This is a genomic window from Legionella adelaidensis (assembly GCF_900637865.1).
In the GTDB taxonomy this organism is placed as follows: Bacteria; Pseudomonadota; Gammaproteobacteria; order Legionellales; family Legionellaceae; genus Legionella_A; species Legionella_A adelaidensis.
Genome location: NZ_LR134433.1, coordinates 309630 through 334594, shown reverse-complemented (window position 1 = coordinate 334594; position 24965 = coordinate 309630). Strand labels below are relative to the sequence as shown.

Genomic DNA, 24965 nt, shown 5'->3' with positions numbered 1-24965 from the left:
CCTCATGCTTAAGAATTTTAATGATGTAACATACTTTAAGAAGAAACACACGTCCTTTTAGTTTATTACCGCCGGAAAGGAGACTCCAGAGTATGTGTATGTTTATGTGTATGGTCACGTCCTCCTCGGACCTCAGGAATATAGTCGATTTCAGAGGCAGGAAGGAAAAAGCCTATTTTTTTACTCGTCTCACATAAAGAATTGAAGGAAGGATTATCCTTCGGCTGCATCTTTTCTATGGTTTTTAAACCACCTACCACTATCGCTGTAGTTAAAAGCCCTAACATACCCCCAACTACCCCATATATAGGGTTAATTAATAAAGGACAGGCCAAACCAATCGCTATTACCATAAGGATGGTATTAACTAAATTGAGTAAGTATCGCCTTTGGTCGTGGGCAATTTTTTCTTTCAAAAATCGCAAATGCTTTGAAATCTCTTGTTGTTGTTCAGAAGAAAGCTCAGGGTCCTTTAATAAGGCTTCATAATCTAAAACCAAGGTATTGAGGCGATTTATTTCTACACACAAGCGGATACCTGCCAAAACAACATCATAAACTTGTAGACTGAGGTTAACGTAAAAAGAGTAAGGTTCTACTAAGAAAAAACAGTTTATGAAAGAGGCTGCTGCCCAAACGGCATCATTTCCAAACTCAAACCATCGACGTTGCCATTGTAATTTTAATCGAGTTGCCAAGCTTAATGAGGCTTCGTTTTCATCTAACCATGGACCTGAGATGATATGTTTTGCAGTCATGAAAAGATTATTTATTAGACGCGGAGTAAAATAGAGCCACCCGAAATAAGCCACAGGTCTTTGTGTTATTTGTCCAAATATTTCTAATTTTTTATGTAAGAAGGGATAACTTTCAAGAAAAGGAACGGTAGCCAACATCATACGGCGTAGACGCAAGGTAAAAAGACGGGGCAAGTTATAGATTGCTGTTTTCTCTCGTATATGAATGCTGACATACGACCCTTTTGTACTTGCAATTACCGCGGTAACCGGCTCATTTTTTGCTACCAAGGCTTGATATTTTTTTTGATCATCGCGGTAACGCTTGGCAAGATGAGGTACCGCCATATAATATGTATAAATATGCTCTAAATAAGCAGCCATACGATATGCGTCTTCTAGCGCTGCATGGTATGCTTCCGGCGTCATCTGTTCATCCGTTAACCCCATACAGTGCGTATTATAATCAAAGGCAAGAACAAGGTGATTTTCAGCTAATTTTCTGAAAATTTTAGCATTATTTTCGGCTACCAGGTTTTCTTGTTTCTCCTCTTCGCGCGCAGGAGCATGGGGAAACAGTAAACCCTTTGCTTGCAGTCGATAGAAGATAGCCGTCATACTAAAATGAATGCACGTTAGTTAAAAATGCAATTATCCTAGAAAATAGACAAAGAGTAAAATTTTTTTATATTTATTTTTAATATAATCACCGTAGATTGACCGGCGTAAGGCCCAACAAGCTCGCACCAACTCCTTTTTACGTATATTACTGGGGGTTGCTGAAAGAAGGTAACTGAGAGACAATGATCGGCCTGTCAAGACACCAAGAAAAGCATGAAATCCTTAAAAGAATTAGCACTAGCCATACGGTTTTTAAGTATTGATGCAGTAGAACAGGCGCAATCCGGCCATCCTGGAATGCCTTTAGGTATGGCGGATATTGCCACAGTTTTATGGCAAAAATTCCTACGCTTTAACCCTGACAATCCGTATTGGTTTAATCGCGATCGTTTTATTTTATCCAATGGCCATGGTTCTATGCTGCTCTATTCTTTATTGCATCTGACCGGTTATAAATTAAGCATTGAGGAAATAAAAAATTTTCGTCAATTGCATTCACAAACTCCCGGCCATCCCGAATGTACGGATACTCCGGGAGTTGAAACAACAACCGGCCCTCTAGGTCAAGGTTTGGCGAATGCTGTAGGTATGGCTATTGCTGAAAAGGTTTTGGCCACCCAGTTTAATAATGAAGAATATGATTTAGTAGACCACTATACTTATGTTTTTGCAGGCGATGGCTGCATGATGGAAGGAATTTCTCATGAAGTGTGTTCATTGGCCGGAACTTTAGGATTGGGCAAACTGATTGTTTTCTATGATGACAATGGCATTTCTATTGACGGAAAAGTAGATCCTTGGTTTACCGACAATACGGCCAACCGTTTCCGTGCTTACCATTGGCACGTAATTGATGCTGTTGATGGCCATAATCATGATGAAATTGAAAATGCCATTAAAGCAGCACAACAAGAGAAAGAAAAACCTACTTTAATTATTTGTAAAACGGTCATTGGCTATGGCTCTAATTTGGCAGGGAGTGAAAAAGTGCATGGCGCTCCTTTAGGTCAAGAAGATATAGAACGTATGCGCAAATTAAATAACTGGCCTTATCCTCCTTTTGAGATTCCTGATTCACTTTACGCTGCGTGGAACCATAGTGAACAAGGTCAAAAAGAAGAACAAGGGTGGTTAGACGTTTGCTACCAATATAAGCAAAAACATCCGGAAGCATATTTTGAATTTTTACGCCGAATTAATGGCGATTTGCCAGATAATTGGTTGGAAGTTTCCAATGCGTTTATTCATAAAACATTACAAAATGAAAAAGCAATTGCCACCCGTAAAGCATCGCAATTATGTCTTGAAGAATATGCAGCTCTTTTGCCAGAACTTTTAGGCGGTTCTGCAGATTTGACCGGTTCTAATAATACTAATTGGTCAGGGACGCGAGCTATCACGCATGAAAATTTTGACGGCAATTATATTTATTACGGTGTACGCGAATTTGGGATGTCGGCCATAATGAATGGTCTAGCGCTGCATGGCGGTTTTATACCTTATGGCGGCACTTTTTTAGTTTTTGCGGACTATGCACGTAATGCTGTTCGATTAAGTGCGATCATGCAAAAAAGAGTTATCTTTGTCTACTCGCATGATTCGGTGGGCCTGGGAGAAGACGGCCCTACTCATCAACCTATTGAGCATGCAGCTATGCTGCGTATGACCCCTAATATGGATGTATGGCGTCCTGCAGATTTAGTCGAAACCGCCATAGCATGGCAACAGGCAATAGATAGACATACTGGACCTACTTCTTTGTTACTATCCCGTCAAAACTTACCTGCTTTACCACATAAGGAAGAAGCAATTGCAGATATAGCGCGGGGTGCGTATGTCCTTAAGCAAGCAGACAACCCACAAGTGATTTTGATAGCCACGGGCTCAGAAGTGCAAATCGCTTTAGAAGCGGCAAAGCAAATGGAAAAAAGAAACCTGGCTGTCCAAGTTGTTTCCATGCCCTGTGCGGAAGCCTTTTTGCGGCAATCTAAAGAGTATCAAAACAGAATCCTTCCAGAGAATGTCCGCAAACGGGTTGCAATTGAGGCAGGTGCAACAGCGTATTGGTACCGTTTTGTAGGTTTGGATGGAAAAGTCATAGGAATTGATCGCTTTGGTGTATCTGCACCGGCAGAAGATGCATTTAATTATTTAGGCCTCACGGTTGAGAAAACGGTCGAGGCTATTGAAGCTATTATTTAAATAGAGAAATTCGGAGAAAGTAGTATGGCAATTCGCGTCGCAATTAATGGTTATGGCCGTATTGGTCGTTGTATTTTACGATCAATTTTTGAATATCAACGACAAAATGAATTTAATATCGTTGCAATTAACGATTTATCAGGAATTGATATTACCGCACATTTGACGCGTTATGATTCCACCCATGGACGCTTTCAAAGCAAAGTGACGACTGAGGGTAACAATCTTATTGTTGATGGACATCCTATTTTGGTTATTGCGGAACGCGATCCCCTTGCACTACCTTGGAAAGATTTGGGTGTGGACATCGTTTTAGAATGTACGGGGCATTTCACCAGTAAAGAAAAAGCCATGCAGCATATAGAAGCGGGAGCAAAAAAAGTCCTTATCTCTGCTCCTGGAAAAAATACAGATGCTACAATTGTTTACGGTGTAAACCATCAAACATTACGCGATACAGATGTTATCGTTTCTAATGCTTCTTGTACTACTAATTGCTTGGCGCCCGTAGTAAAACCACTCCATGAAGCGATTGGTATTGAATATGGTTTACTAAATACCATTCACGCCTATACCAAAGATCAAATGTTATTAGACGGTAGCCATAATGATCTACACCGTGCGCGTTCGGCTACGCAATCAATTATCCCTACTAAAACTGGTGCGGCGTCTGCAGTAGGCCTCGTGCTCCCTGAGCTACAAGGGCGCTTGGATGGGTTTGCTATGCGAGTACCTACTTTAAACGTATCTGCCATTGATTTAACGTTTACGCCTAAACGTAATACTACAGTGGATGAAGTAAATGAAATCATGCGTAAAGCGAAAAATGAAATTCTCCATATTTGTGAAGAACCCTTAGTTTCTTGTGATTTTAACCATTACCCTGCTTCAGCTGTTTTTGATACAACACAAACTAAAGTATTAGGTAATTTGGTAAAAGTAGTGGCTTGGTATGATAACGAATGGGGTTTCTCTAACCGTATGCTAGATACTGCCTACCATATGATGAGTTTTTGAGGATATTTTAATGAATCTTATCAAAATGAGCGATCTCGATTTGAATGGGAAGTGCGTACTTATTCGCGAAGATTTAAATGTACCAATCAAAGATGGGATTATTACCAGTGATCAACGGTTGCAGGCGGCGCTTCCTACATTAAAAGCTGCCTTAAAAGCGGGTGCAGGTGTTATTGTTTTATCGCATTTAGGGAGACCGACGGAAGGGAAAGAAGAGAGTCGTTTTTCTTTAAAACCCATTGCTGATTACTTGGCAGATCATCTAGATTATCCAGTCCGTTTTGAAACCAACTACCTAGAAGGGGTAGAAGTTAATCCGGGTGAATTAGTTTTATGTGAAAACGTGCGGTTTAATCCCGGTGAGAAAAATAACGATGTAATTCTTGCTAAAAAATTAGCAAGTTTATGTGACATCTTTATTATGGATGCGTTTGGTACAGCGCATAGAGCCCACGCTTCCACATATGGGGTTGCGCAATTCGCACCGGTTGCTGCTGCTGGGCCTTTATTGGTAAGAGAGCTAGAAGTATTGGAAAAAGTATTGGAGGCTCCTGAAAAGCCCATAGTTGCTATTGTTGGGGGCGCCAAGGTTTCTACTAAGCTTACTCTACTGAAGCAATTAGTCGCCAAAGTGGATTTTTTAATTCCAGGCGGAGGCATTGCAAATACCTTTTTAAAAGCACAAGGCCATGACATTGGGGTTTCCTTGTACGAGGAGGACTTGCTAGACGAAGCGCGGCAAATTCTACAAGAAGCAAAAGAAAAAGGCTGTGTAATTCCATTGCCTGTAGATGTGGTTGTCGGTAAAGCATTTAGTGATAGCTGTCCTGCTTTTAATAAATCATTAAACAATATTGCTGAAGATGACATGATTATGGACATAGGACCGGAAACAATGGGAGAGTATGTTGATATCATTGAAGAAGCAAAAACCATTATTTGGAATGGTCCCGTAGGTGTTTTTGAGTTTCCTCAATTTGCCTATGGAACACGTGCAGTTGCTATAGCAATTGCAGGAAGTGATGCATTCAGTATTGCTGGAGGCGGCGATACGTTAGCAGCCATTGATCAATATGATTTAACTGATCAAATTTCTTATATTTCAACAGGTGGTGGAGCCTTCTTAGAATATTTAGAAGGAAAAATCCTCCCGGCTGTGGCTATTTTGGAAGAGCGTGCCAATGCTTCGTCGAACTAAAATTGTTGCAACCGTAGGTCCGGCGAGTAATCAGCCAGATGTGTTGCGTGCTTTAATTCAAGCGGGCGTAGATGTTTTACGTATTAATTTTTCCCACGTAGACAAGGCTTTTGCTGAAACCATCAAGTTGGCAAGGGCTATTGCCGCTGATTTGAATAGACCTCTGGGAATAATGGCTGATTTGCAAGGGCCAAAAATTCGAATTAGTCGCTTTAAAGACAACTCGATTACCCTTAATTCGGGGCAATCGTTCATTCTTGACTGCCAAAGTAAGGAGTTAGGAGATGAGAGCTGGGTAGGCGTTGATTATCAAAGCTTATGTAAAGAAATTTCTGAAAATGATCATCTGTTACTGGATGATGGCTTAATTGAGCTGGAAGTTAAAAAAATAGAAGGCCCGCTAATTCACTGTGTTGTAGTGGAAGGAGGAGTGCTCAGTAATAATAAAGGGCTTAATCGCAAAGGCGGCGGACTTTCCGCGGGAGCTATTACCGACAAAGATAAAAAGGATATGGCAGCTGCAGTAGCAGCAGGTATTGATTATATTACCTTATCTTTTGTCAGGGACGCGCATGACATTCTTACTACGAAAGAATTACTTGCAAACTTGGGCGTTAAAGACTTACCAATTATTGCCAAAATCGAACGTACGGAGGCACTTGCTCATTTAAACGAAATTATCTCTGCTGCAGATGTAATTATGGTTGCGCGGGGCGATTTAGGTGTAGAAGTGGGGGCAGCTGAAGTTCCGGCTATTCAAAAACATATTATTGAGCAAACCCGTAGTTTAAATAAAATCGTGATTACTGCCACCCAAATGATGGAGTCCATGATCATCCACCCTCAGCCTACACGGGCAGAAGTTTCAGATGTTGCCAATGCTATTTTAGACGGTACAGACGCTGTGATGCTCTCAGCAGAAACTGCGAAAGGCGCATATCCTGTAAAAGTTATTAATATGGTAGATAAAATTTGTGTAAGTGCTGAAAAGCATGCCAGCCTTTTTTATCAAACTAAAAATATAGATGCAGGCGCCAGTAAAAGAGCTGACCAGGCAATTGCTATGGCCACAATGCACGTAGCTAACCATTTTCCAATAAAAGCTATTATTGCCTTAACCGAATCCGGGGTAACACCCATTTGGATGTCTCGATTTCCTAGTACCGTACCTATTTATGCTATTACCGAAAACGAAGAAACGGTACGTAAATTAAGCTTGGTCAACAATGTATTCCCTTTGTATTTTGATTACAGCCAAATTGATAGCCAAAATATAAATCAGGAAATCATTCGTTACATATTGAAGAAAGGTTTAGTAGAACCAGATACCTACATACTGCTTACCCGTGGAACAGTAATTGGCCAACCTGGCGGCACCAATTCTATGGAAATTGTGCGGATTACCGACCTTTAATCAAATTGCTCAGGGTATTATCAAAGGTATCTAGCGCTTTTTCAGAGTCAGTTTTTACCGTAAAGAATTTCCAATTACCGGTACATGCTTTACTGACGACAGGTAAAAGGCCCAAGGAAAAGATGGCTCCTAGCATATAAGTAAAATTAGCTAAAGCCTCTTTCCATCCTCTATGGTTTTTTAAAACTTTACGGGCTTCGGTAATTTCTTTTTTACAATTTTGTAAAAATGTGGAGTAGAGGACATATTTACTTGCAAAAAACTCCTTACCTAATGCCTCCAAATTTCTACACAGTAAAGCTGCAGCATCTTTTGCCGGCTCATATTTGGAATTTATTTTAGCCTCTTCTGCCAAGGCGTCAGATTTTGTCTTTAACTTTTTTAACGCTGCCTCAAACATCGAAGGGGTCGTTCTATAAAGGTATTTATTGGTTGTTTCAATGTGTTCTTTAACAATGGGAGCTAACTCGTCATAAAGCGTTAACGCTTTGGCTAGTTCGCTCTTGGCTCTTAAGATAAGTGCTTCTTGTTGTTGAATGATAGATAAATGAGCCCTATCATTCTCGTCTACGCAAGCCAGTATTTCTTTTAGGCTGGAAGAAAATGTTAGAACAGTAGTGGAAAGCGCTTTGCAATTTATGCGTACCGTATATTCGAGTCTATATAAATCTTTTATAAAATGTGAAAGTTGTGCGAAAGAAGTAATCTTTCGTGGAGTACGGCTCAGAACGTCATTATTTTCAAATAGGGTTTGTATAAACTCGATCTCTTGTTCAAGATGGTCACTAAATTGTTGGGCAGATTGTTTCACCTCGGCCTGTTTTCCTTCGGCTAAGTACCGATTTATTCTTTGTTCCAGATGACTTATATTATGGTTGCTTGATTGGATAGCCTCTTTTGCCATTGGCAAGTACTTTCTTTCAAAATCCGTAATTTCTGCAAGCGGTGGTGGGGAAATAAAGTGAGTAAGCAGCCAACATTTGTGCGGATGAAGTACGGAGGGATGTACTTCGGCTAATGCCAACAGGTTAGATGGTATAGGGGTTAATGTATCAATTAATCCTTGCTTCATAAAATGCTCTCAATGCCTCTTGAAGTGCATTATGAGTTTATAATGAACAATTGTCTACAGTACAATTAATAACCTTTTCTATTTTGGGGTACTGTGATCATTTACAATCCCTAACTTTTCTTTTAATCGAGCTACAGTAGAGGGATTATAATTACGTGATATTTTATGTTTAATAACAACAGAGTTTTGCTGGGAATTGGCAAGCTCCACGTAGGGACGATTGGATAAATTTAAGTATCCCTCGGCAAAAGTCGCAGGGGCTTTGGAACTGCCTCTGCCCAGATAGGCCTTTTTGGAGTTTTTAATACTTTTCTCAATTCTTTTTTTAATTTTTTCTGCAGCTCGTTGGGCTTCTTCCACGGTGACTTCATCCACAGAATTGCCATATAGGTCAATGCGCTTGTTCATCGCTTTTAAAGAGGTAAGATAATCAATTCTTCGCGTATAGATTACTACTGCTTCTCTTAGCTTGCTCTTTGAAATCCCCTCGGCAGCCGCTTGTTCCGCAAATTGAAGAATATCGTTCATTATTCCCAATTTTAAGGGCTGAATTGAAAAAGTATTATCAAACGAAAGGGGAAATTTTTTAGCTAGCCAAGTAAGCGCTTCATGGCGGTATTTTTTAGATTCACTCTTTTGTTTTTTGTTAATTGTTGCGGTACGTGGGTGGAGCTCCTGCTTTCTCATTAATAATCCTTTTATTAATCTAGAAAAGGAGGTCTGGTTACGCAACTGCTTTTTCTAGGATTTACGAAAAAATGAAAAATTTATAGCGTTTATTGCGATTTTGCAAGTGATATTCCAGATGATATATGATTAGGTTTGCGTGGTTTAGTTTACTCAATCGAGTGAGAAAGTCTTATGAAGAAGTTAAAACGTTTTATTCTCTATCTGTTAGCCTTTGCATTCCCCTGGCTTGTTTTATTTTTAAAAGATAATCCGGGGGGCGCATTTTTAGCTTTATTTATGCAAGCTACTTTTGTAGGCTGGATTCCTGCCACTATTTGGGCGATTAATGTAATTAACAAAGACCGACCAAAGAGTACTAAAAAAGATATTCAAGAATAACACTTAAAAAGTTGAGTCTATGAAAAAAAAAATTATTGTAAATGGCTCGTATGGAAAAATGGGTTCTTTAGCTTGTGAGACCCTCAAAAAAAATGCTGATTTTGAAATTGTTGCAGAAACTGGTAGTAAGGATAACTTATTGCAATGTATTCAAAAAACTCTTCCCGATATTGTGCTTGATTTAACTCGAGCAGACTGTGCCTATGAAAATGCGCTTACAGTTGTAAACGCAGGTGTTAGCCCGGTTATTGGTACTAGTGGGTTACTGCCGGACCAGGTGAATCATTTAAAAAGTATTTGTGATGAAAAAAAATTAGGAGGTATTATTGTTCCTAATTTTTCAATAGCTGCTGTGCTTATGATGCATTTTGCCAAATTAGCAGCCCAATTTTTACCGGAAGTAGAGATAATCGAAGCGCATCATCAGCAAAAACAAGATGCCCCATCCGGTACTGCCATTAAGACTGCAGAAATGATTGCTGCAGGAAGAAAAGACCTAAAAAATAAATTGGAAATTAAAGAAGTAATCCCCGGCGTGCGAGGAGGAATGCATCAAGAAATTAATATTCACTCGTTACGTTTGCCTGGAGTTTTAGCAGAGCAGCAGGTAATTTTTGGTAGTGTGGGGGAAACATTGACCCTAAAACACACGAGCATTGATCGCAGCTCGTTTATGCCCGGAGTGGTTTTAGCCTGCCAACAGGTGACGCAATTAAAGTCTCTTTGTTACGGTTTGGAGTATGTTCTAAATCTATAAACCTAAATAAACCAATTTAAATGGAGTTAGAAAATGGTCTATACAGTTCCACATTTTATCGATGGGAAAAAATTCGAAGAGGCAACCCCCGAAAGCAAGGAGATATATAATCCCGCTGTAGGGGAAGTTATCGGTCAAGTATATTTCGCTAATAGAGAGATTTGCAATCAAGCGGTTAATAGTGCCAAAAAAGCAAGTTATGAATGGGGTGAAACTACGCCCATTAAGAGAGCGCGCATCTTATTCAAGTTCAGGGATTTATTAGAAAAGAATCAAAATGAATTAGCCCGAATAGTCACACGTGAGCATGGTAAAAGTATCGAGGATGCAAAAGGCTCAGTTGCCCGGGCTATTGAGGTGGTGGAGTTTCACTGTGGATTGGTTACTCAATTACAAGGTAGTTTTTCCTTCAATGTTTCAAATCAAATAGACACGATGACCATGCGTCAACCAATTGGTATTTGTTGTGGCGTATCACCCTTTAATTTTCCAGTGATGGTGCCTGTGTGGATGATGGTTCCTGCGATTGCTTGCGGTAATACTTTTATTCTGAAGCCTTCCGAGCAAGATCCTTCAGCCCCTGTTCGACTAATAGAGTTATTATATGACGCAGGATTGCCTGCAGGGGTGGTAAATTGTCTTCAGGGAGGAAGAGAAGTAGTGGATATGTTACTTACCCACCCCGATATCGTTGCCGTAACGGCGGTGGCTTCTACTCCAGTAGCCGAGCATATTTATAAAACAGCCACAGCGGCAGGGAAGAGAGCGCATACTTTTGGCGGGGCTAAAAATCATTGTGTGGTTATGCCTGATGCGGATATTGAACAGGCGGCCAAAGCCATTGTAGGTGCGGCATACGGGTCTGCCGGTGAACGGTGTATGGCTATCTCTGTAGTAGTTGCAGTCGGAGATACTACAGCAGAAAAATTAACGCAAGCCTTGGTTCCCTTGATAAATAAAATCCAAGTTAATGCAGGAGAGGAGGAAACTTGCGATATGGGGCCGTTAATCAGCAGCGCTCATAGACAACGTGTTCTTGGCGCGATTGAACACGGGATTGCTGAAGGGGCAAAAATACTCGTTGATGGGCGAAATTTTACCCATCCTAAGCATCCTTCTGGTTATTTTTTAGGCCCTACCCTATTTGATCGGGTTAACGAACGGATGTCCGTTTATCAAAATGAAATTTTTGGCCCGGTACTTTCCATGGTGCGCGTACATAATTTTGACCAAGCGCTTTCTCTGGTAAATCGCAATCAATACGGAAATGGCACTGCAATTTTTACGCGCGATGGTTATATCGCTAGGGAATACAGCCAACGGGTGCAAGTAGGGATGGTAGGAATAAATGTTCCTATACCCGTTCCTATTGCTAGCCATCCATTTGGAGGATGGAAACATTCTTCTTTTGGCGATGCCAACATGCATGGCACAGAGAGTATTCATTTTTATACCCGCAGAAAAACCATCACTAGTCGTTGGCCTGTTACTGAGTTAAATGAAAGCGCATTCAATATGCCGATTCACACTTAATAGAACGTAAGGAGTTTTTTATGGCAAGCATAGGATTTGTTGGATTAGGTCATATGGGACTTCCCATGGCAACTAATTTAATTAAAGCAGGCCATACAGTGACAGGATTTGATCTGCAGCCACAAGCGCTTGGAGACTTTGTAAGCGCTGGCGGAATTGCAGCTTCCTCATTGGAAGAGTTAGGAGCAAATCAAACCGTTTTAATTACTATGCTGCAAACAGGCGATCAAGTAAAAAAAGTCTGTTTGGGCGAGCAAGGCTTATTCCAATATGCAAAGCCACAAACTTTATATATTGATTGTTCTTCCATTGATGTGGATGCTTCGCGTGAAGTACATAAAGCAGCAACGAATGCCCATTTGTTTGTGGTAGATGCTCCGGTTTCCGGCGGAGTAGCAGGAGCCGCCGCGGCCACTTTAACTTTTATGGTGGGAGGGCAGGAAAAAGCTTTTGCCGAGGCCAAACCCATACTCAGTTGTATGGGAAAAAATATTATTCACACAGGCGAAGCGGGAAGCGGACAGGCTGCAAAAATCTGTAATAACATGATTCTCGGTGTCACCATGATTGCCGTCTCTGAAGCGTTTATATTGGCTGAGCAATTAGGATTGTCGGCCAAAAAATTACATGAAGTAGTTACTAATTCTTCTGGTAATTGCTGGGTCATGAATAAATATGTGCCTGTTGCTAATATTCTTGAAAATGTCCCGGCAAATAATCAATATGAACCCGGGTTTACTGTCGCCATGATGCTAAAAGATTTAAATTTAAGTCAGAATTGTGCAAAAAATGTGGGTGTTTCCACTGAGCTGGGTAAACATGCTACTGCTATCTATAGTGATTTCCATGAGAAAGGCTATGAGAATAAAGATTTCTCGGCAATTATTGAGAGTATAAAGATAAACAACTAAGCTCTCTTCGTTCCTTCCCCTCAGTCAATGTGCATATTTAATTGACAGCAAGACGAAATTTAAGATATTTTCAATGAAGTGACTTCATGGAGATATAACATATGGCAAAAGAAAAAATAGAACAATCAGAAAATAGCGATACGGATGACCGTATGTTTATGTTTGATGAAGAGCTGGTTCAGGATAGCCCAAGCAATGCCGAACCTACGGCAGCCCAGGATGTGAAGGAAGGTAGGGGAGATGAAGAGGAGGATTCAAACGAAGGATATGAAGAGCCAAGTCTACATGTATCAAGTGCTCCGGTAGCTTTTCCGCAAAAACCCGCTAGTGATACAAATTTGGAATTAGGTGATCGTATCAGTGGAACTTCGCTGTTTTTTTCGCCACATCTGGCTCTGAAGCATGAAGCTCGTGAAGAGGCACGAAAAATTTTGGCTGCTGGCCAAAAAAAACCAGAAGGCGCCCCTTTATCGTACAGTCTAACACAGGCTCCAGTTGTTTTTAGACGGCCTAGAGCTAGAACTTTGCCGGAGACTGTCAAACTTAATGATATACCTGATGAGATTAGCTTGGGTTCTCCATAAACCAGTTATTTAAAACCAGAATTAAATCCTCTATCCCTTGTTTTTTCAGTGAAGAAAATGGTTGTACGCTAAAGAACTCTTCACTGAGAGGGTACATTTTTTTGACTTGCAGGACGGTATTTTGCGCTTGTCCCCTGCTAATTTTGTCTGCTTTAGTCAACAATACGTGAACGGGCAGCTGTCTTGCGACACACCAATGCAACATGGTCTTATCAAGGTCTTTTAAAGGATGACGGATATCCATTAATAATACCAGCCCGCGCAGGCTCTCTCTGACTTCCAGATAGTTTGATAAATTTTCTTGCCATTTTTGTTTTATTTCTAAAGAGACTTTTGCATAACCATACCCGGGTAAATCAATGAGCCGATGGTCTGGGTTTTCTAGAGTAAAGACATTAATGAGTTGGGTGCGTCCCGGTGTTTTACTGGTACGGGCTAATTGCCGCCCGGTTAAGCAATTTAGCGCGCTGGATTTGCCGGCATTGGAACGCCCTGCAAAAGCAATTTCAACTCCTGTATCGGGGGGTAGTTGTTCTACGCGTGCCGCGCTTTTTAAAAAATTTGCACGTGAATAAGGATTCGCTAACATATACTATTCGCTTTAGAATTTTGATGCAGAGTAGTGTACCATTAAACCAGTTTAGAACTGCGAGACGATAATGAAAAATTGGATTTTATTGCTTCTGCTATTATGTAGCTCATTTTCTTATGCAGTGGGTAACTCTAAAGCCGGGGAACAGAAGTCTACGGTATGTGTGGCTTGTCATGGTGAAAAAGGAATAAGCTCGAATCCGCAGTGGCCAAGTTTAGCTGGCCAGCATTATTCTTATTTGCTAAAGCAATTAAAAGATTATAAAGAAGGAAAAACGCGAAACTCTCCGATAATGGCTCCTGTTGTAGCTCCTTTAACAGAGCAAGACATGGAGGATTTAGCAAGTTATTATGCAGGATTACCTTTGCCGGAGGGCGCTACCCCTAAAGAGTTTTTACAACGGGGCCAGGAACTTTATCGCGGCGGCGACTTTGATAAAAAAATTACGGCTTGTATTGCGTGCCATGGACCTAAAGGTACTGGAAATGCACAAGCAGGCTTTCCGGTATTATCTGGCCAACAACCAGTGTATACTACGCAGCAGCTTCAGCTGTTCAAAGAAGGGAAACGGAGTAACGATTTTAACGCTATCATGCAGGATATCAGTGCAAATATGGATCAAAAAGATATGGAAGCAGTTGCAAATTATATGGCTGGTTTACATTAATTTAATTTTAAAGGTGAGTAATGTTTAAATATGTAATTTCAATTTTTCTCGTTCTGTTCTCAAGCATGACGTTGGCTGAAGATTTTGTTCCAGGCAAAGATTATATCGTTTTAAAAACCAACGAAAAAATAGATAACAAAAAAATTGTTATTACCGAATTTTTCAGTTATGGATGTCCTTGGTGCTATAAACTAGAGCCTTCGTTAAATAAATGGGTAGCAGAACAAGGCAATAAAATTTCCTATAACCGCGTTCCTGTTGTTTTTAATAAAGATTGGGAAATTTATGCTAAGGCTTACTATACCGCAGAGGCTTTAACGATAAGCTCACAACTTACCCCTGCTTTATTTAAAGCTATCCTCACGGAGAGGAAACCGCTAAATACTTCACAAGCAATGATTGATTTTTTTGTTAAGCACGGAGTAGACGCGGCTACTGCGCAAAGCGCTTTTCAACACTCTCCCAGCATTGATATAGAGCTTGAAAACAGCAAGCGGAGAATGGCAGAGTATCAAGTAAGCGCTGTTCCTGCACTCGTTATTAATAATCAATATAAAACAGATTTACAAATGGCAAAAACGGAAGAACGTTTATTTGCTATTGCTGAGTATTTATTAAATAAATCAGCTAGTGAAGAGAAAGCAGCCGGATGATAATTTTTGTCATTACAATTTTAAAAGATGCCCGTAGCCCGGTTATTTGCAACCGGGACGTCTCTCTAACCGTATTCATTGAAGTGATTTTCTGATTGCAAGCAAAGTTAGAAGCAATCCGAATGCGTAGAGCCCAATTTTAATACTGCCCCGGGTTCTCCAAACTTAAATACCCGGTATTAAAGTCATAAGCGAATAATTCAGCATAACGGCCCCAGTCAATCATGGTTCGCAATACGCGCTCCGCTTCTTTTTCACTTAAGTAATCCTCTAATTTACTTAAAAATCTTTCTTCAGAAACACGATGCCCACCTTTCTCATCCAGTACTCTTCGAATATATCTTGCAAGAGGAACTTTTTGTAATAAGCTTCTTGCGAATAAGCGTTTGCGTTCTTGAAGATCCGCCTCAGAAAATTGTTTACCTAATTCGGTAAGATGGATATCACCATTTAAGACTTTCGCAAAACCAAGGATTTCAAGCGTTTCCAAAATGGGGAATAAATCATCCACATTCATCATGAGCTCGTCGGCTAGCTCAGGTAAATCAATTCGCTCTTCGAAAGAAATCATGGTCTCAATTAAGCCAGAAAGCTCGGAAGGTTCTACATCAGGTAAGCGATATCCTAAATCAATTTGACGTTGACGCTGATGGCGTGCCTTTTCACGTGGTCCGGTGGTCATTAAAGTATAAATACGATCTACGAGGTTTCTAAATTCCGGCGCTTCTGCATTTCTTGGTTGGGGCAAAGTAACGGGTAAATCTGCGCGGATATAGCCAGGGTCGCTGCCTAATATAACAATGCGATCCGCTAGCATTGCTGCTTCTTCAATATTATGGGTTACTAATAAAATACCATTCGTATTCGTTTTCTTTTCTTGCCACAACTCTAATAAATCCGATTTTAAGTTTTCTGCGGTTAAAACGTCTAAAGCCGAGAAAGGCTCATCCATTAATAAAACGTCGGGATTAATTACTAAAGCACGCGCAAAACCCACCCGCTGTCGCATTCCCCCGGATAACTCTTTAGGAAAAGCAGATTCAAATCCGTCTAAGCCAATAATATCGATGGCTTCAATAGCGCGCTGGCGTCTCTCAACACGGTTAATACCCAAGGCCTCCAATCCTAACTCTACATTTTCTAATACAGTCAGCCAAGGCATCAGGGCAAAGGATTGAAAAACCATAGCGATGCCCGGAACGGGTTGATTAACTATTTTACCCCGGTACGTTACACTACCACTGGTAGGTGACATAAGCCCTGCAATAATGCGGAGTAACGTGGATTTACCCGATCCCGATTTACCTAATAAAGCCACAATTTCACCTTCTTTTAGTTCGAAGTTGACATCATCTAAAACCAAAAGATTTTGCGTGCTGGCTTTTTTATAGGCTTTACTTAAATGTTCAATTGTAATGATTGTTTCTGACATGACTAAATCCAAGATATAAAGTCAATAAGCACTAAAACGCTCTTGTGCTAAACGATAAAGGGGCCGCCATATAACATGGTTAAATAATAATACGTAAAGACACATCATCCCCGTACCTAATGCAATTTTAGGAAAATCCCCAGCAATAGTGCTGGCTTGAATATATTCACCTAAACCGGTGGCGCGAAGGGTGGTTTGCCCCCAACTTACCCATTCCGCCACAATACTGGCATTCCATGCACCACCTGCAGCAGTGATAGCTCCTGTAATGTAGAATGGGAAAATGCCGGGTAATGCCACCCTTTTCCACCATAGCCAACCTTTAACACCAAAATTAGCAGCCGCGAGTCTTAAATCGCGAGGGATAGTAGAAGCCCCAGCAATTACATTGAAAAGAATGTACCATTGGGTACCTAAAATCATTAAAGGTGTTACCCATACTTCAACATTTAAGTTAAACCGCACGATGGCGATGACAAATAAAGGATAGAACAAATTAGCCGGAAAAGCGGCGGCAAATTGAATAATAGGTTGAATCCTTTGCGTCAGTTTTGGTTTTTGACCTATCCAAACACCAATAGGAATCCATATAACTGAACTTAAAAGAATTAATACTATAACCCGCGTGCCAGTGATCGCTCCTAAATAAAAGACACGTAAAAACTCGGCCGCTTTAAGCTCAGTAAGAATAAAACGGAATAAAAAATAGCTGCTACTGAGGATGAAGGAGAAAAACACCAGATTCCATAGCCAATCCATTTGTTTTTGTTTTTTGTAGTCAATTTCACGGGCTGGCCTTAAACCGTAATTACGCATAATTTTGGCATTGATAAAACGATCTTTTAAAAGGTGTAACCCTTTGTTAAAGCGTTTCATTAATTTACTTCCACGAACCCAGTCAATTAACCATGATTGGTATTCTTCCTGTTCTGCAGATTGCTCCATTTTAAATTTTTCAGACCAGGCGATAAGCGGTCTAAAAAGGATTTGATCATATAAGAAAATGACAATAATCATGGTAATAATGGCGTAAAGAACAGCACGTAAATCATGTTGCTCAATAGCTAGCGCTATGTAAGAACCTACTCCTGGTAAACGAATGTCTTGATGTGCTACCGCGATGGCTTCAGACAAAACCACAAAAAACCAACTTGCTGACATGGACATCATCATGTTCCATAAAAGCCCGGACATAGAAAAAGGAACCTCTACCTTCCAAAAACGTTGCCAGGCCGATAGCTGGAACATAGCGGCCGCTTCACGTAAATCATAAGGAACCATTTTTAGTGATTGGTAAAAGCCGAAAGTAATATTCCAAACTTGCGCGGTAAAAATTACAAAAATAGAAGCAAATTCAGGACCTAATAAACTTCCCGGAAATAAATGGATAAAACCGGTTATCGTAATGGCGAGAAAACTCAGTACAGGAACTGATTGTAAGATATCAATAGCAGGAATAATGATTTGTTCTGCCCTGCGATTTTTAGCAGCTAATGTTCCTACGACAAAAGTAAAGAGTAGTGAAAAAAATAAAGCGATGAACATACGCAAAACAGTACGAAGAGCATATGCAGGTAAATGACTGGGGTCTAAAGAGATAGCTAGAGGTTTTCCTAACTCATAGGGAGTAGCCATCTGTTTTCCCGCCCACCCTAAGAAGAAAAGGACAGAAAAAAATAAAACAATCAGTAAAATATCCCAGCGATTAATATAACGACTGACGCCATCACGATTAGCAAAATAAAATTGCTCTTTCGGCATTTTGCTCCTCCGCTGTCAGGTTATAAATGTGGGGAAAAATACCATATTCTTCCTGCCAAAAGCACTTTTTTTCCACGGATTTGCAAAAAAAAGCGTTTATCTTTCATTTACAATACAAATTTATCTCTATCTATACGCAAATACTAAGCTTGGATCGGCAAATCAAAAATAGCATTTTGGAGTTTCTTAGGTATAGAATACAAATAAAAAAATAGGTGAAGAAATGGTTCTTACTAGATTAATCGGTTTATTTTTCCTTTTTTGGTCTTATACAACGATAGCGCAGCCAGCTAATGTACAAATGTCAGTTTGGGTGAATGAAGCCATTATTGCCACGTATACTTTTGATTATCAAAATTTTCTGACACAACAAAAAGAAATTGCTAAATATTTCACTTCTGAGGGGTGGATTAATTATAGCAACGCGTTTAATAATTCTAAATTGCCTGAGGCCGTACAGCAAAATAAGTACTTTGTTAGTGCAGTTGCATTGATGCCTCCTGTAGTTAAAGAAGTGGGTAAAAATCATTGGCAAGGTATAATGCCGACGTTAGTCGTTTATAAGAATCCACAATATGAGCAAAAGCAAACATTAGAAGTCACTATAAACTTTGCTATAGCACCTGGTGGCCAAGGGGTAAGAGGTCTTGCTATAACTTCCTTGCAGTCAAAAACTGTGAGCCCGCCCTGTCAGTGCCCTGCCGGCGAAAGTGAACCTGCTACACCTGCTACTATTCCCGATACAAAAAAGGCCAGTTAAGACGTTTTCCAGATGATATTTTAGTAGTTCACCTCTGCGTTAAGTGAGCAGGTGGTGAAAAATTAAAGATAGGTGAAGGATAATAAAAGCAGCAACTAAAATTATAATTATTTTTAGTTTATGTGAAATGGTAATGTCTAATACTGCTTCGCTCGGATCGTTGGGATTATAATAAACGTCAATGGTTTCTCCTTGTTGGTATGATTTGCCTATACGGTAAGCTAGTTTGCGTGCATAAAGGCTATAAATTTCTTTGTGCGCTGAAGGAAGGAAAAATTGATGTCCTCGAAACTCTTGATGATCTACCTCATAAGAATATTCAATCTTTGGCCATAAAGAGTGGCCGGCATTTTCTAGTTCATAACTTTCAACGGTTCCTTTAGTTTTAACCCAAAGTTTGGCTGCCTGTGTTTTACGAAAATCCCGCCAAAAATAAACAAATATTAGCAAGAGAAGCAGTAAGAAACCGAAATCGAAAAGACTGCTCCATGCTGTGATTTTTGTTATCATTTTTATCCTATTAATAAAGCATCTATTATGATTTAAGCAGAAATTACAGTTCCAACCAAATTTTCCACTCCCTAAGGAGGTGGAGGCTTTGTTTATCCATGTGAAACCGTAAGTAAACGGGATTCTAGATGATTGGGAAAGAGAGGGATTGATTGCCCCTTGCCGTCTGCATTTTTTGCTAAACTATAAAGAAATATTGCTGGCTTTAATCATCAAGGTATAATCATTCCTCGTGCGTAAATAAATGGTGAAGCAATGACTGCAAAAACACCCCTATACGCCAAGCATCTAGCTTTAGGCGCAAAAATGGTCGATTTTCATGGTTGGGAGATGCCATTGCATTATGGTTCTCAGTTGAATGAACATAATTTAGTGCGCAACGACTCAGGGATTTTTGATGTTTCTCATATGACCGTGGTGGATGTGTTAGGGGCTGGCGGTCGTCAATTTTTACGTAAGTTACTCACTAACGACGTTGATCAGTTAACGCATATGGGGCGTGCTTTATATAGCTGTATGTGTAATGAGCATGGTGGAATTATTGATGATTTAATCGTTTATCAACGGGCTTCCGATAATTACCGTCTTGTTTTAAATTCAGCCACACGTGAACGGGTTCTGGCTTGGCTAAGAGACAAAATCGTTGGTTTTTCTGCGGGTTTACAAGAAAGAACGGAATTAGCAATGATTGCAGTACAAGGACCGCAAGCTATTCAAAAAACATTAAGTATTTTAAATCCGGCCCAAGCAGATGCCATACTTACTTTAACCCATTTTGAATGTGTTGACGTTGAGGGATGGTTTTTTGCCCGTACAGGCTATACCGGGGAAGATGGGTTTGAAATCATTGTGCCTCAGGAAGAAGTGGCAGGACTGTGGGACAAATTAATACAAGCGGGCATTCCGCCTTGTGGTTTGGCAGCGCGTGATACGCTGCGTTTAGAAGCAGGCCTTATGTTATATGGCCAGGATATGGATGAATCGATTACTCCGTTAGAATCCGCTTTGGGATGGACCGTAAAATGGGAGCCTGAAGACCGAGATTTTATCGGCATGAGCGCACTTCTTTTTCAAAAAGAGCACGGGACTCGTCACAAATTAGTCGGATTGGTTTTAGAAGAGAAAGGAGTTATGCGACCCGGCCAGCGAGTAATTATTCCCGGAGAAGCGGATGGAATAATTACCAGTGGGACCTACTCTCCTACCTTGGGGAAGTCAATCGCTTTTGCGCGAGTTCCTGTCAACGTTAGTGAGCAAGTAAGTGTGGAAATACGAGATAAACTACTCCCCGCTAAAGTAGTTAAACCCCGATTTGTTAAAAATGGCACCGCAATTGTTTAAAAAAGGATAATAAAAATGAGTGAGCCTAAAGGTTTAAGATACACTAATACCCACGAGTGGATTCGCGATGAGCAAGAAAATATGACCATGGGAATTACCAATCATGCCCAGGCTTTGTTGGGAGATATGGTTTTTGTTGAATTACCGCGAGTGGGTGATCGCATCAACGCGGGTGATGAAATTGGGGTTGTAGAGTCAGTTAAAGCCGCCTCTGATTTTTATTCTCCAATCAGCGGAGAGGTGATAGAAGTTAATCCTATGGTAACCGAAGACCCTGGTATAGTGAATCGTGATCCCTATGGTGCGGGATGGTTAGTTAAAATTAAAAGTGATAATCCTGAAGAGGTAAAAGATTTATTGAGTGCTGAAGAGTACGAGCAAGAGATAGCTGAGGACAACTAATATGCCTTATATTCCGCACACCAAAGAAGATATTCAAAAAATGCTTGCTAGTATTCAAGTAAAAGAATTGCAGGCATTGTTTGATGAAATACCCTCTGATTTACAATTTGAGGGGCTACAGCAAATCCCCTCGGGTATGAATGAAATGGAAATGCTTGCTTTGGCTGCGGGATTAGCAAATAAAAATCAGAATGGGACATGTTTTATAGGGGCAGGAAGTTACGAGCACCATATTCCCGCGGCAGTCTGGGACATAGCTTCTCGCGGCGAGTTTTTAACGGCGTATACCCCTTACCAAGCGGAAGCGAGCCAAGGTACGTTGCAATTACTTTATGAATATCAAACAATGATTGCGGAGTTAACCGGCATGGAAGTTGCTAACGCTTCTATGTATGACGGGGCTACGGCTCTCGCTGAAGCTGTGTTAATGGCTGTACGTATTAATCGTAATAGCAAAACCAGTCGGGTTTTAATTCCTGCGACCCTGCATCCTTTTTATCGAGAAACAGTAGAGACTATTGTTCGTACGCAGCATATTGAAGTAATTACTTTAGGTTTTGACGAAAATAAAGGAGTCACTTCTCTGAGCGCGCTAAATGCCTATAAAGGTGAGGACATTACTGCTCTTGTGATTCCTCAGCCTAATTTTTTTGGTTGCCTGGAAGAAGTGGATGCGCTGACTGATTGGGCTTCGCAAAATAATACAATTAGTATCGCTTGTGTAAATCCAGTTTCTTTAGGCTTATTGAAGCCGCCTGGCAGCTGGGGGAAAAAAGGTGTCGATATCGTATGCGGTGAAGGTCAACCACTGGGTGCTCCTTTAGCGTCAGGGGGGCCTTATTTTGGATTTTTTAGTACGCGTATGGAATATGTTCGGCAAATGCCCGGGCGATTAATTGGGAGAACAGTAGATAAAGAAGGGAAAGAAGGATTTGCACTTACCTTGCAAGCGAGAGAACAACATATTCGTCGAGGCAAAGCAACATCAAATATTTGTACCAATCAAGGCTTATTGGTTACGGCAGCTACTATTCATCTTAGCTTATTAGGGGCTGAAGGATTAAGGAGCGTGGCGAATGCATGTTTTGTAAATACCCATGAATTAATTGAGCAACTAACGAAAATAAAAGGAGTGCAACTGGTTTTTAATAATCCTTATTTTCATGAAGCAGTGATTCGTTTATCCAAGCCTGTTGATGACATATTAGAAAAACTTATGCAAGCGGGTATTGCGGGTGGTTATGCGCTAGAAAAACAGTATCCAATTCTAAAAAATTGTCTGTTAGTGTGTGCCACTGAAATGCGGAATGCTATGGAGATTGCAGAATATGCAACGGTTCTTGGCCAGGTGTTAGAGGGAGATAGCTAATGTTTGTTGTACAACTTACTTATAAAGCCCCGCTGAAAGAGGTCGATAAATATTTACAGGCTCATAGAGAGTTCCTTGATTATTACTATAAACAAGGCGTGTTATTAGTTTCAGGTCCAATGAAGCCCCGTACAGGTGGAATTATCATTGCTATAACCAAAGATCGAGCCTATTTAGAGTCTATATTACAGAAGGACCCTTATCACTTAGCAGAAATAGCCGACTATCAGATTATTGAGTTTTCCCCAGTAAAGCACCGCGAGGAACTAAAAGAAATTATTCAAAACATGGAAGGCAAACTATGTTGATTTTTGAAAAATCCCAAAGCGACCGTCAGGCGAGTGCGCAAGCTCCGAGACCCCCAGAGGGAGAGTTTAAACTACCTGAAAATTTTCTGCGTAAAACCCCACCTAAATTACCAGCGTGTTCAGAATTACAAGTTGTGAGACATTTTACGCAGTTGTCGAAAAAAAATTTTGCCATTGATTCACATTTTTATCCTTTGGGCTCTTGTACTATGAAATACAATCCGCGAGGTGTTCATAAAGCCGCTTCGCTCCCAGGATTTATTAATCGTCATCCGCTTAGCCCTAATAAGTATAGCCAAGGCTTTCTGCAGGCTCTGTATGAATTACAAAACTATCTTCTTGAAATTACAGGAATGGCAGGTATTTCCTTAACGCCGATGGCGGGTTCCCAGGGGGAATTTGCTGGAGTGGCTATGATTAAGGCTTATCATCAGTCACGCGGTGAAAGTTCCCGTAATGAAATACTAATTCCTGATGCAGCTCATGGAACCAATCCCGCTTCTGCTGTTATGTGCGGGTATAAAGTTGTAGAAATTGCCACCAGCGATGATGGAGATATTGATTTAGAAGAACTAAGACAAAAAGTAGGTCCACAGACGGCCGGGATCATGCTAACAAATCCTTCAACCCTGGGTTTATTTATGCGCCGAATTAAAGAAGTTGCCCAAATAGTCCATCAAGCTGGGGGGCTCCTTTATTACGACGGCGCAAATTTAAATGCTATTTTAGGGAAAGTCCGACCGGGTGATATGGGATTTGATGTAATTCATTTAAATCTACATAAGACTTTTGCCACTCCCCACGGCGGGGGCGGACCTGGATCGGGCCCTGTTGCAGTTGGGAAACGGTTATTACCTTTCCTCCCTCAACCCATCGTTGTTAAAAATGAAAATGGTTATAGCTGGAGTACTAGCCCTGATTTTCCTCAAAGCATTGGACGTTTATCCGCTTTCATGGGTAATGCGGGGATTTTATTGCGTGCGTATTTCTATATTCGTATATTAGGGAAGGAAGGTTTACAAAAAGTAGCTGAATTTGCCACCTTAAATGCCAATTATCTATTGAGCGAACTTACTAAAGTTGGCTTCACCCCAGCCTATCCAAAACGTCGCGCTAGCCATGAATTTATTCTTACATTAAATCCAGAAAAGAAAAAAATGGGTATTAGTGCCATGGATGTGGCCAAACGATTACTAGACTATGGTTTTCATGCCCCGACCACCTACTTTCCTTTGCTAATTCCTGAATGCTTATTAATAGAACCAACTGAAACAGAGTGCAAAGAGGAGCTGGATTCTTTTGTTTGTGCAATGAAATTAATTTTGGAAGAAGCGGAAAAAGATAGTGCTTTTGTCAAAGATGCTCCGTATAGCTTGCCCGTGAGGCGACTCGATGACGTAAAAGCAGCAAGGGAGTTAGATTTAAATTATTTTTATAACGAGAAGTAAAAATAATTGTAGGTTGGCGCCGATAGGCCCAACAACAATCTCACTAATGAAAGTTGGGCCTTTGGCACCAACCTACATTTTTTTGTTTCTTAATAAAACGCTTTGCTAGAAGGTAAAAATACGTTATAACAATGCCAGATCCACGGAAGGATTGCTTATGATTCAGCGATGATTCTCAAGTTAGGAAAGGGTTTCTTTTATTAATGCTTTTTCATGGAGTGAAAAATGAATAGCAAAGTATTTTCCCAGCGTTTTAATCGTGAACTTTCTCTACTGGGCTTTCCCGAAGATGTAACTGAAAAAACAAAAGCAGTGGCTAAAGTGTTTGGAGTCACACGTCATCTTGCTAATGCTATGATTTTTGGCAATATCTCTCCGGCTGAAGATCAATTAAATAAAATCGCTGAAATTTTAGAAGTTTGTCCACAATGGTTAAGTGGGGTTACTGATAGAAAAAAAGCTTTTCCAGGACGAGAGGCATTAGAGTCTATGGAAACGGCATAAGAAAAAATTAGGATGTAGCCTTTCCTATGGGCCATAAGTTATAATCTATCATCTCATGGATTCTAACAAAGATGCCACATGTGGTATTTCTACGGTAATTACTC

The 24965-nt window shown here is 40.5% G+C and carries 25 protein-coding genes; 18 read left to right on the top strand and 7 right to left on the bottom strand.

What is annotated here, in order from left to right:
* Positions 1-65: 65 nt before the first annotated feature.
* Positions 66-1355 (bottom strand): hypothetical protein, encoded by a 1290-nt coding sequence (locus EL206_RS09035; RefSeq protein WP_058463038.1) that lies wholly within the window; start codon positions 1353-1355, stop codon positions 66-68.
* A 216-nt stretch (positions 1356-1571) separates the two neighbouring features.
* Here EL206_RS09035 and tkt point away from each other — a divergent pair, with 216 nt between their 5' ends.
* Genes tkt through pyk form a run of 4 tightly spaced genes read left to right on the top strand, consistent with a single transcriptional unit; the run spans position 1572 to position 7189 of the window.
* Complete coding sequence (gene tkt / locus EL206_RS09030) at positions 1572-3560, top strand: transketolase (RefSeq protein ID WP_058463037.1); 1989 nt, start codon at positions 1572-1574, stop codon at positions 3558-3560.
* A gap of 24 nt (positions 3561-3584) precedes the next feature.
* The gene (gap, locus tag EL206_RS09025) at positions 3585-4577 is read left to right on the top strand and encodes a type I glyceraldehyde-3-phosphate dehydrogenase (protein WP_058463036.1); all 993 of its coding nucleotides are present in this window, start codon (positions 3585-3587) and stop codon (positions 4575-4577) included.
* Between the two features lie 10 nt (positions 4578-4587).
* Entirely contained in the window at positions 4588-5775 is a 1188-nt protein-coding gene (locus EL206_RS09020; RefSeq protein WP_058463035.1) for a phosphoglycerate kinase, read from the top strand.
* Positions 5759-7189, top strand: a complete 1431-nt coding sequence (gene pyk, locus EL206_RS09015) for a pyruvate kinase (RefSeq protein WP_058463034.1) — start codon at positions 5759-5761, stop codon at positions 7187-7189. Before EL206_RS09020 ends, pyk begins: the two co-directional genes overlap by 17 nt.
* On the opposite strand, the gene EL206_RS09010 is transcribed toward pyk, so the two are convergent.
* Positions 7176-8261: a hypothetical protein gene (locus tag EL206_RS09010; protein ID WP_058463033.1), complete on the bottom strand. Its 1086-nt coding sequence runs from the start codon at positions 8259-8261 to the stop codon at positions 7176-7178. The genes pyk and EL206_RS09010 overlap by 14 nt on opposite strands.
* A 78-nt stretch (positions 8262-8339) precedes the next feature.
* Positions 8340-8948, bottom strand: a complete 609-nt coding sequence (locus tag EL206_RS09005) for a ProQ/FinO family protein (protein ID WP_058463032.1) — start codon at positions 8946-8948, stop codon at positions 8340-8342.
* Between the two features lie 174 nt (positions 8949-9122).
* Here EL206_RS09005 and EL206_RS09000 point away from each other — a divergent pair, with 174 nt between their 5' ends.
* From EL206_RS09000 to EL206_RS08980, 5 genes are all read left to right on the top strand, one after another.
* Positions 9123-9329 carry a YqaE/Pmp3 family membrane protein gene (locus EL206_RS09000; RefSeq protein WP_058463031.1) on the top strand — a complete coding sequence of 69 codons (207 nt, stop codon included), beginning with the start codon at positions 9123-9125 and terminating at the stop codon, positions 9327-9329.
* A 19-nt stretch (positions 9330-9348) separates the two neighbouring features.
* Entirely contained in the window at positions 9349-10086 is a 738-nt protein-coding gene (gene dapB, locus EL206_RS08995; protein WP_058463030.1) for a 4-hydroxy-tetrahydrodipicolinate reductase, read from the top strand.
* A gap of 33 nt (positions 10087-10119) precedes the next feature.
* The gene (locus EL206_RS08990) at positions 10120-11619 is read left to right on the top strand and encodes a CoA-acylating methylmalonate-semialdehyde dehydrogenase (protein WP_058463029.1); all 1500 of its coding nucleotides are present in this window, start codon (positions 10120-10122) and stop codon (positions 11617-11619) included.
* 20 nt (positions 11620-11639) lie between these two features.
* Positions 11640-12530, top strand: a complete 891-nt coding sequence (mmsB, locus tag EL206_RS08985; RefSeq protein WP_058463028.1) for a 3-hydroxyisobutyrate dehydrogenase — start codon at positions 11640-11642, stop codon at positions 12528-12530.
* 101 nt (positions 12531-12631) lie between these two features.
* Positions 12632-13114 (top strand): hypothetical protein, encoded by a 483-nt coding sequence (locus EL206_RS08980; RefSeq protein ID WP_058463027.1) that lies wholly within the window; start codon positions 12632-12634, stop codon positions 13112-13114.
* Here the strand turns inward: EL206_RS08980 and yihA are convergent.
* A complete protein-coding gene (gene yihA, locus EL206_RS08975) occupies positions 13095-13703 on the bottom strand; it encodes a ribosome biogenesis GTP-binding protein YihA/YsxC (protein WP_058463026.1) in 609 nt (202 codons plus the stop codon). The two genes, EL206_RS08980 and yihA, sit on opposite strands and share 20 nt — an antisense overlap.
* A 70-nt stretch (positions 13704-13773) precedes the next feature.
* Between yihA and EL206_RS08970 the strand changes: the two genes are divergently transcribed.
* Both EL206_RS08970 and EL206_RS08965 read left to right on the top strand, forming a co-directional pair.
* Positions 13774-14373, top strand: a complete 600-nt coding sequence (locus EL206_RS08970; protein WP_058463025.1) for a c-type cytochrome — start codon at positions 13774-13776, stop codon at positions 14371-14373.
* A gap of 20 nt (positions 14374-14393) precedes the next feature.
* On the top strand, positions 14394-15026 hold the full coding sequence (locus tag EL206_RS08965; RefSeq protein ID WP_058463024.1) for a thiol:disulfide interchange protein DsbA/DsbL: 633 nt from the start codon (positions 14394-14396) through the stop codon (positions 15024-15026).
* 139 nt (positions 15027-15165) lie between these two features.
* On the opposite strand, the gene EL206_RS08960 is transcribed toward EL206_RS08965, so the two are convergent.
* Together EL206_RS08960 and EL206_RS08955 are read right to left on the bottom strand one after the other, a co-directional pair.
* Positions 15166-16458, bottom strand: coding sequence for an ABC transporter ATP-binding protein (locus EL206_RS08960; RefSeq protein ID WP_058463023.1), 1293 nt, complete (start codon positions 16456-16458; stop codon positions 15166-15168).
* Between the two features lie 21 nt (positions 16459-16479).
* Positions 16480-18219 carry an ABC transporter permease gene (locus tag EL206_RS08955; protein WP_058463022.1) on the bottom strand — a complete coding sequence of 580 codons (1740 nt, stop codon included), beginning with the start codon at positions 18217-18219 and terminating at the stop codon, positions 16480-16482.
* A 223-nt stretch (positions 18220-18442) separates the two neighbouring features.
* Between EL206_RS08955 and EL206_RS08950 the strand changes: the two genes are divergently transcribed.
* Entirely contained in the window at positions 18443-18979 is a 537-nt protein-coding gene (locus EL206_RS08950; RefSeq protein WP_058463021.1) for a DotI/IcmL family type IV secretion protein, read from the top strand.
* A 39-nt stretch (positions 18980-19018) separates the two neighbouring features.
* Here EL206_RS08950 and EL206_RS08945 read toward each other — a convergent pair whose 3' ends face one another.
* Entirely contained in the window at positions 19019-19489 is a 471-nt protein-coding gene (locus EL206_RS08945) for a DUF3592 domain-containing protein (RefSeq protein WP_058463020.1), read from the bottom strand.
* A gap of 255 nt (positions 19490-19744) precedes the next feature.
* Between EL206_RS08945 and gcvT the strand changes: the two genes are divergently transcribed.
* The 6 genes from gcvT (at position 19745) to EL206_RS08915 (ending at position 24861) form a co-directional block, all read left to right on the top strand.
* Positions 19745-20830 (top strand): glycine cleavage system aminomethyltransferase GcvT, encoded by a 1086-nt coding sequence (gcvT, locus tag EL206_RS08940; protein WP_058463019.1) that lies wholly within the window; start codon positions 19745-19747, stop codon positions 20828-20830.
* A 15-nt stretch (positions 20831-20845) separates the two neighbouring features.
* Complete coding sequence (gcvH, locus tag EL206_RS08935) at positions 20846-21232, top strand: glycine cleavage system protein GcvH (protein WP_058463018.1); 387 nt, start codon at positions 20846-20848, stop codon at positions 21230-21232.
* 1 nt (position 21233) lies between these two features.
* On the top strand, positions 21234-22601 hold the full coding sequence (gcvPA, locus tag EL206_RS08930) for an aminomethyl-transferring glycine dehydrogenase subunit GcvPA (protein ID WP_058463017.1): 1368 nt from the start codon (positions 21234-21236) through the stop codon (positions 22599-22601).
* Positions 22601-22909 carry a YciI family protein gene (locus EL206_RS08925; protein WP_058463016.1) on the top strand — a complete coding sequence of 103 codons (309 nt, stop codon included), beginning with the start codon at positions 22601-22603 and terminating at the stop codon, positions 22907-22909. The genes gcvPA and EL206_RS08925 overlap by 1 nt, the downstream gene beginning before the upstream one ends.
* Positions 22903-24357, top strand: coding sequence for an aminomethyl-transferring glycine dehydrogenase subunit GcvPB (gcvPB, locus tag EL206_RS08920; protein WP_058463015.1), 1455 nt, complete (start codon positions 22903-22905; stop codon positions 24355-24357). The genes EL206_RS08925 and gcvPB overlap by 7 nt, the downstream gene beginning before the upstream one ends.
* A gap of 225 nt (positions 24358-24582) precedes the next feature.
* Complete coding sequence (locus EL206_RS08915) at positions 24583-24861, top strand: hypothetical protein (protein WP_058463014.1); 279 nt, start codon at positions 24583-24585, stop codon at positions 24859-24861.
* Positions 24862-24965 lie beyond the last annotated feature (104 nt).